This window comes from Oerskovia gallyi (assembly GCF_014836745.1).
In the GTDB taxonomy this organism is placed as follows: domain Bacteria; phylum Actinomycetota; class Actinomycetes; order Actinomycetales; family Cellulomonadaceae; genus Oerskovia; species Oerskovia paurometabola.
This window is the reverse complement of the sequence record NZ_JACSQE010000011.1, coordinates 55,252-62,375: the sequence shown is the minus strand read 5'-3', so window position 1 is coordinate 62,375 and position 7,124 is coordinate 55,252. Positions and strand designations below refer to the sequence as shown.

At 72.0% G+C, this 7,124-nt stretch carries 5 protein-coding genes; all 5 read left to right on the top strand.

Translation table 11 applies throughout. The annotated features are described in order from the left end of the window. The first annotated feature begins 341 nt into the window (after positions 1–341). The 5 genes from H9640_RS13960 to H9640_RS13940 all read left to right on the top strand — a co-directional run bounded on the left by H9640_RS13960 (position 342) and on the right by H9640_RS13940 (position 7,024). Complete coding sequence (locus H9640_RS13960) at positions 342–1,574, top strand: AI-2E family transporter (RefSeq protein ID WP_372440797.1); 1,233 nt, start codon at positions 342–344, stop codon at positions 1,572–1,574. A gap of 137 nt (positions 1,575–1,711) precedes the next feature. Then, positions 1,712–2,911, top strand: a complete 1,200-nt coding sequence (locus H9640_RS13955; RefSeq protein WP_191791312.1) for an RtcB family protein — start codon at positions 1,712–1,714, stop codon at positions 2,909–2,911. 172 nt (positions 2,912–3,083) lie between these two features. Further along, positions 3,084–4,199 (top strand): alanine dehydrogenase, encoded by a 1,116-nt coding sequence (gene ald / locus H9640_RS13950; RefSeq protein WP_191791311.1) that lies wholly within the window; start codon positions 3,084–3,086, stop codon positions 4,197–4,199. Positions 4,200–4,258: 59 nt separating this feature from the next. Continuing rightward, a complete protein-coding gene (locus H9640_RS13945) occupies positions 4,259–4,882 on the top strand; it encodes a GNAT family N-acetyltransferase (RefSeq protein WP_191791310.1) in 624 nt (207 codons plus the stop codon). Between the two features lie 54 nt (positions 4,883–4,936). Further along, positions 4,937–7,024: a M3 family metallopeptidase gene (locus H9640_RS13940; protein ID WP_191791309.1), complete on the top strand. Its 2,088-nt coding sequence runs from the start codon at positions 4,937–4,939 to the stop codon at positions 7,022–7,024. The last annotated feature ends 100 nt before the right edge of the window (positions 7,025–7,124 follow it).

Here is a 7,124-nt window from a genome sequence, read left to right as displayed (position 1 = left end):
CCCCACGCCCGATAAAGGGCACTAGCACCTCAAGCTAGCGCGTCTGCCATTCCGCCACCCGGACAGGTGTCAGGTCCCGGCGTTCCCGCCGGGGGCCTTGCGGGGAAAAACATAACACGTCTCGGGCACCGAGCGTGCATCCGGCCCGTGGGGCAGACTGGGGAGCGTCCCCGGGCCCGTCGCACCGGTCGGTGCAGGTCAGGGGCGGTTTCATCGTCAAACCGACAGCGGATGGGGTGCTCGTGGCTGAGGACAAGGACGCAGGACCCGACGACGTCACGGCGTCGAGCCCGGGGAGCGGGGCCGACCGCCCGGCGGCGTCCGTCAAACACCTGGCCGGGCTGAGCCCCGCGGCCAAGAAGGTCGCGGGCGCGCGCCGCAACCCGTCGGTCGTGGGGGCCGACGACTCCGTGCCGGCGTGGCTGCGCACGAGCGCGGGCTGGTCGTGGCGGATCCTGCTGCTGGTCGCGGCGGTCGGCCTGGTCTTCTTCGCGACGTCCCAGGTGCAGATCGTCTTCATCGCGGTCTTCCTGGCCCTGGTCATCACCTCGGTCCTGAATCCCGTGACCGACTGGTACGCCAAGATCATGCCGCGCGGGCTCGCGACGGGCCTCGCGCTCCTGTCGGCCTTCCTGGTGCTCGGCGGGCTGCTGACGTACGTCATCACGTCGGTCGCGGGCCAGTGGGAGAGCCTCGCGGGGCAGTTCAACACCGGCATCGAGAAGATCTTCGACTTCCTGGAGAACGGGCCGCTGCCCGTGACGATCACCCCGCAGGACATCGAGACCTGGATAGAGAACGCCCGCACGTGGATCACCGAGCACGGCGGCGACATCGCGAGCCAGGCCGCGGCGAGCGCGGGCTCGGTCTTCGAGGCGTTCGCGGTCCTCGCTCTCGCGATCTTCTGCACCATCTTCTTCCTGGCGCGCGGCAAGGACATGTGGACGTGGTTCCTCAACCAGCTCCCGTCCCGCTCGCGCGAGACCTGGACGCTGGCCGGGGGAGCGGGCTGGTACACGTTCTCCGGCTACGCCCGGGGCACGGTCATCATCGCCCTGGTGGACGGGATCCTCGCCGCCATCGTCCTGGTGGTCCTCGGGGTGCCGCTCGCTGCGCCGCTCGCGGTCCTGGTGTTCATCGGCGCGTTCATCCCCCTCATCGGTGCCCCGGCCGCGATGGTCATCGCGATGGTCGTCGCGCTGGCGGCGAACGGCATCGTCAACGCCGCGCTCGTCGGCATCTTCATCGCCCTCATCGGCCAGTTCGAGGGGCACATCCTGCAGCCCCTGGTGATGGGCAAGCAGGTCTCGCTGCACCCGGTCGTGGTGGCGCTCGCGGTGACGTCCGGGACGTTCATCGCGGGCATCCTCGGTGCGGTCGTGTCCGTGCCGCTCGTCGCGGTCGCGTGGGCGGTGTTCAGCAGGCTGCGACGCAAGGACCCGCCCATGGAGAAGGAGATCCCCACGGCCAAGGAGATCGCGCTCTCCGGCAAGGAACGCTCCTCGAACGGCTCGAACGGCTCGAACGGCTCGAACGGCAAGGGGAGCGACAAGGAGGCGACGGCCGACGCCTGAGGCGGGCGTCGTCGTCGGGCAGGAGGACGGCCCGACGGCGCCGCTCGCCTCGCGCCGCCGGCGCCCGCGCGACAGCACCAGGACGAGCGGCGCAAATCGCTCGCCGCTCCGGCCGGCGGCCTGCCACAGTTCTCGCCATGAGCACGAACACCACGAAGAACGCGGCGACCCGCCTGACCCCGACCCTGTGGAGCTGGGCCTCGATCCTCGACGACGGCGCCCGCGAGCAGGCAGAGCGCACGTCGACCATGCCCTTCGTCCACCCGCACCTCGCCCTCATGCCCGACGCGCACCTGGGCCTGGGCGCGACCGTGGGCTCCGTGATCCCCACGCTGCGCTCGATAATCCCCGCCGCGGTCGGCGTCGACATCGGCTGCGGCATGGTCGCGGTCCGGACCCAGTACACGGCCGGCGACGTCACCGGGCCCGCATTGCGCGACCTGCGGCTCGCGATCGAGAAGGCCGTGCCGACGAGCGCCGGCTCCTACAACCAGCGCCTGACCGACACGGCGACGGCTCGCGTCGCCGAGCTCGAGGCGCTCGCGGACAAGGCGGGGTTCGATCCCGCGCGGTACGCCGGGAACTGGCGCCTGCAGCTCGGTTCGCTGGGGTCCGGGAACCACTTCATCGAGGTCAGCCTCGACGAGGAGGACCGGGTCTGGTTCTTCCTGCACTCGGGGTCGCGCGGCGTGGGCAACAAGATCGCGCAGCACCACATCGCGGTCGCGCGCGAGCTCATGACCCGGTACTGGATCGACCTGCCGGACAAGGACCTCGCGTACCTCGTCGAGGGCACCGACGAGTTCTGGGCGTACATCCGCGAGCTGCGGTGGGCCCAGCACTTCGCGCTGCTCAACCGCGAGGAGATGATGGACCGCGTCGTGGCCGCGTTCGACGCCTGGTCGGGGCTCGCCCCGGTCGAGGAGGCCGAGCGCATCAACTGCCACCACAACTTCACCGAGCGCGAGCACCACTTCTCGAAGGACGTGTGGGTCTCGCGCAAGGGCGCGATCCGTGCCCGCGAGGGCGACCCGGGGCTCATCCCGGGGTCCATGGGCACCGCGTCGTACGTCGTCGTGGGCAAGGGGCACCCGCTCGCGCTCGACTCCGCGCCGCACGGGGCGGGGCGCGAGTACTCGCGGAGCAAGGCGCGCAAGACGTTCACGCACGACCAGCTCCGCGAGGCCATGGCCGGGATCGAGTACCGCGACACCGACGCGTTCATCGACGAGATCCCGGCCGCCTACAAGTCGATCGACCGGGTCATGCAGGACGCGGCGGACCTCGTCGAGGTCCGCCACACCCTGCGGCAGATCGTCAACGTCAAGGGCGACTGACCTGTCGCCCTGGGGTGCCGAGAACGGGGTTGAGATCGTCTCCGGGTCGGAAACGGCCTCAACCCCGTTCTCGGCACCGGGGCCCGGCCCGACGGCGGAGCGCCCCCTCGACGAGGGTGCGCTTCCGGGCGCTCGACGCGCGCGATCCGCGTGCACGCGACACGCTGACGGCATGAGGATCGGGATACCTGCCGAGGTCAAGAACAACGAGTTCCGCGTCGCGCTGACCCCCGCGGGCGCCCATCACCTGGTCGCGGCGGGGCACGAGGTCCTGGTCCAGGCGGGTGCCGGGACAGGCTCGGCCATCTCCGACGAGGACTTCACGTTCGCGGGCGCGCAGGTCCTGGGCACGGCCGAGGAGGTCTGGGGGCGCGCCGAGCTCGTCTGCAAGGTCAAGGAGCCCGTGCCGAGCGAGTACCCGTTGCTGCGCAACGACCTGCTGCTGTTCGCCTACCTCCACCTGGCCGCCGATCCCCTCGGCACGGCCGCGCTGCTCGACGCCGGGACCACCGCGGTCGCCTACGAGACCGCCCAGGCGCCCGACGGTTCCCTGCCGCTCCTCGCGCCCATGAGCGAGGTGGCCGGGCGCATGGCGACCCAGGTCGGGGCCTACCACCTGATGCGACCCGCGGGCGGCTCGGGCGTGCTGCTCGGCGGCGTCCCCGGCAGCAGGCCGGGACGCGTCGTGATCCTCGGTGGCGGGACCGCCGGCCGGCACGCGGCCGAGATCGCCGTCGGGATGCGCGCCGAGGTCACGATCCTCGACCTGTCGCTGCCCGTGCTGCGCGCGCTCGACCAGGAGTTCGCGGGCCACGTGCGGACCGTCGCGTCGAGCGCGTACGCGATCGAGCAGGAGGTGCTCACGGCCGACCTGGTGATCGGTGCGGTGCTCGTCGCGGGGGCCAGGGCGCCGCGCCTCGTCACGAACGACCTCGTGTCCCGCATGAAGCCCGGCTCGGTGCTCGTCGACATCGCCGTCGACCAGGGCGGGTGCTTCGAGGACACCCGCCCCACCACCCACGACGAGCCCACCTTCCGGGTGCACGGCTCCACGTTCTACTGCGTCGCGAACATGCCCGGCGCGGTCCCCGTGACCAGCACGCACGCCCTGACGAGCGCGACCCTGCCGTACCTCGCGCTCCTCGCGGACGGCGGGACGAGCGCGCTGCGCAGCGTCCCGCTGCTGCGCAGCGGGCTGACGACCGTGTCCGGGACCCTCGTCAACGAGCAGGTGGGCGCCGCGCTCGACCTGTCCTGGACGCGCGCCGAGGACGTCCTGGGGGACTAGCTCCGGTCGCTTCCCGAAATGCCCTGTCGGCCCTCATGGCGTGGTGGCATGCTGTCCGGATGGAACCTTTCGTCCTCGCCAACGAACGCGTCCACCTCGCCATGCCCACCGCGACGGACGTCGACCGCATCACCGAGCTCTGCCAGGGAGCGGAGATCGCCGCGTGGACTACCGTGCCCAGCCCGTACACGCGCGCCGACGCAGCGTCCTTCATCGAGGAGATCGTGCCCGAGGCGTGGCGCACGGGGCGGGGGAGCACGTGGGCGATCCGCCGCCCGGACGCCCCGGACGCTCCCGTCCTGGGCATGGTCGGGATCACCCTGGACCCCGCGCCCACGCGCGAACGATCGGCCGAGATCGGGTACTGGCTCGCGCCCGAGGCGCGGGGCGAGGGGCTCATGTCGGAGGCCGCCCGCCTCGTGGTCGACTGGGCGTTCGACCCCGAGGGCCTGGGGCTCTCGCGCATCGTCTGGACCGCGTACACCGGCAACTGGGCCTCGCGCCGCGTCGCGTGGCGGCTCGGGTTCCGGGTCGAGGGCACGGTGCGGGGCTTCGGCATCCAGCGGGGCGCACGTCGGGACGCGTGGATCGGGACGTTGCTCGCCGGCGACCCGCGCGAACCGGTCGAGCCGTGGCCGTCCGCCGAGGCAGGGGACCACGCGGGCCAGACGCGGGCACGCTGACCTCGCCGGGAATGATGTCGTGAGCCGGGCGCCCGCCGGGTGAAGATAGGACGCATGACGAGCACCCTCGACCCGGCCAACCCGTTCGCCGCGGCGTCCACCCTCCCGTACCAGCTCCCCGACTTCACGACGATCCGCGAGGAGCACTACCTCCCCGCCCTCCGCGCCGGCATGGAGGCCGAGCGTGCGGAGGTCGAGGAGATCGTCACCAACCCCGAGGCGCCCACGGTCGCCAACACGCTCGAGGCTCTCGAGTCCGCGGGCCAGCTCCTGACCCGCGCGGTCACGGTCTTCTACAACGTCGCGAGCGCCGACTCGACACCCGGCCTCGAGGACATCGAGGAGACCGTCGCGCCCGAGCTCTCGGCGCACCACGACGCGATCTACATGGACGCGCGCCTGTACGCGCGGGTCCGGGCGCTCCAGGACGCCGTCGACGCCGGTGAGCTCACGCTCGAGGCGGACACGGCCTGGCTCCTGCACACGCTGCTGGTCGACTTCCGCCGCTCGGGCATCGAGCTCGACGCCGCCGACCAGGACCGCCTGCGCGAGCTCAACGGGAAGCTGACCTCGCTCGAGGCCGCGTTCGGTCGCAAGCTGCTCGCGGGCGCCAACGCCGCGAGCGTCCTGGTCGACGACGCCGCCGAGCTCGAGGGCCTGCCCGAGGACGCGATCGCGGCCGCGGCCGCCGCGGCCGCGACGCGCGGTCACGAGGGCAAGTACCTCCTGGAGATGCAGCTGCCCACGCAGCAGGGCGTCATCGCGTCGCTCGCTCGCCGCGAGACCCGCGAGCGCGTCCAGCAGGCGTCCATGACGCGTGGCGCCACGGCCGACGACAACGACACGCGCCAGATCGTGCTCGACCTCGCGCGCCTGCGCGCCGAGCACGCGCGGCTCCTCGGGTACGACCACCACGCGTCGTACATCGCCGAGGACGCGACGGCCAAGACGACCGACGCCGTCAACGCGATGCTCGCGCGCCTCGCGCCTGCCGCGGTCGCGAACGCCCGCCGTGAGGCCGGGGACCTCGAGGTCGCGCTCGCCCGCGAGGCCGGCGACGACGCCGAGCTGCGCGCCTCGGACTGGGCGTACCTCGCCGAGCAGGTCCGCAAGGAGCGCTACTCGCTCGACGACGCCGCGCTGCGTCCCTACCTCGAGCTCGACCGGGTCGTGACCGACGGCGTGTTCAAGGCCGCGAACCTGCTCTACGGCATCTCGTTCGCCGAGCGCACGGACCTCGTGGGCTACCACCCCGACGTCCGCGTGTTCGAGGTCTTCGACGGCCCGGTCGGCGAGCGCGACCAGGGCCTCGGGCTGTTCCTCGCCGACTTCTACACGCGCGAGTCCAAGCGGGGCGGAGCGTGGATGAACAACCTCGTCGACCAGAACCACCTGCTCGACCAGCCGCCCGTCGTCGTGAACAACCTCAACATCGTCAAGCCCCCGGCGGGCGAGCCGACGCTGCTCGTGTGGGACGAGGTCATCACGCTCTTCCACGAGTTCGGCCACGCGCTGCACGGCCTGTTCTCGGACGTGCGCTACCCGTCGCAGTCGGGCACCGAGGTGCCTCGCGACTTCGTGGAGTACCCCTCGCAGGTCAACGAGATGTGGGCCTGGGAGCCCACGATCCTCACGTCCTACGCGGTCCACCACGTCACGGGCGAGCCCATGCCGGCCGAGTGGGCCCGGACCATGCTCGCCTCGCGCCTGTTCAACGAGGGCTTCGGGACGACCGAGTACCTCGCGGCCGCGCTGCTCGACCAGGCCTGGCACCAGCTCGCCCCCGAGCAGGTCCCCACGAGCGTCGACGAGGTCCTGCCGTTCGAGGCCGCTGCGCTCGACGCGGCCGGGGTCGCCTTCGCGCCCGTGCCACCCCGCTACCGCACGACGTACTTCAACCACGTGTTCGGTGGTGGCTACTCGGCCGGCTACTACTCCTACATCTGGTCCGAGGTCCTCGACGCCGACACCGTGACCTGGTTCGAGGAGAACGGTGGCCTGAACCGGGCCAACGGCGACGCGTTCCGCAAGAAGCTGCTCGCACGCGGCGGCTCGGTCGACCCCATGGTCGCGTTCGCGGACCTGCGTGGCCGCGACCCGGAGATCGCGCCGCTCCTGACGCGTCGCGGGCTCGACGCGTAGTCCCCGCTCCATCGCGCTCCCGAGCGCCGAGGTGGCCCCCGGTCGACCTCGGCGCTCGGCCGTCCGGGCCAGGGTCGGTTCAGGGGCCAGGTGGGGGACA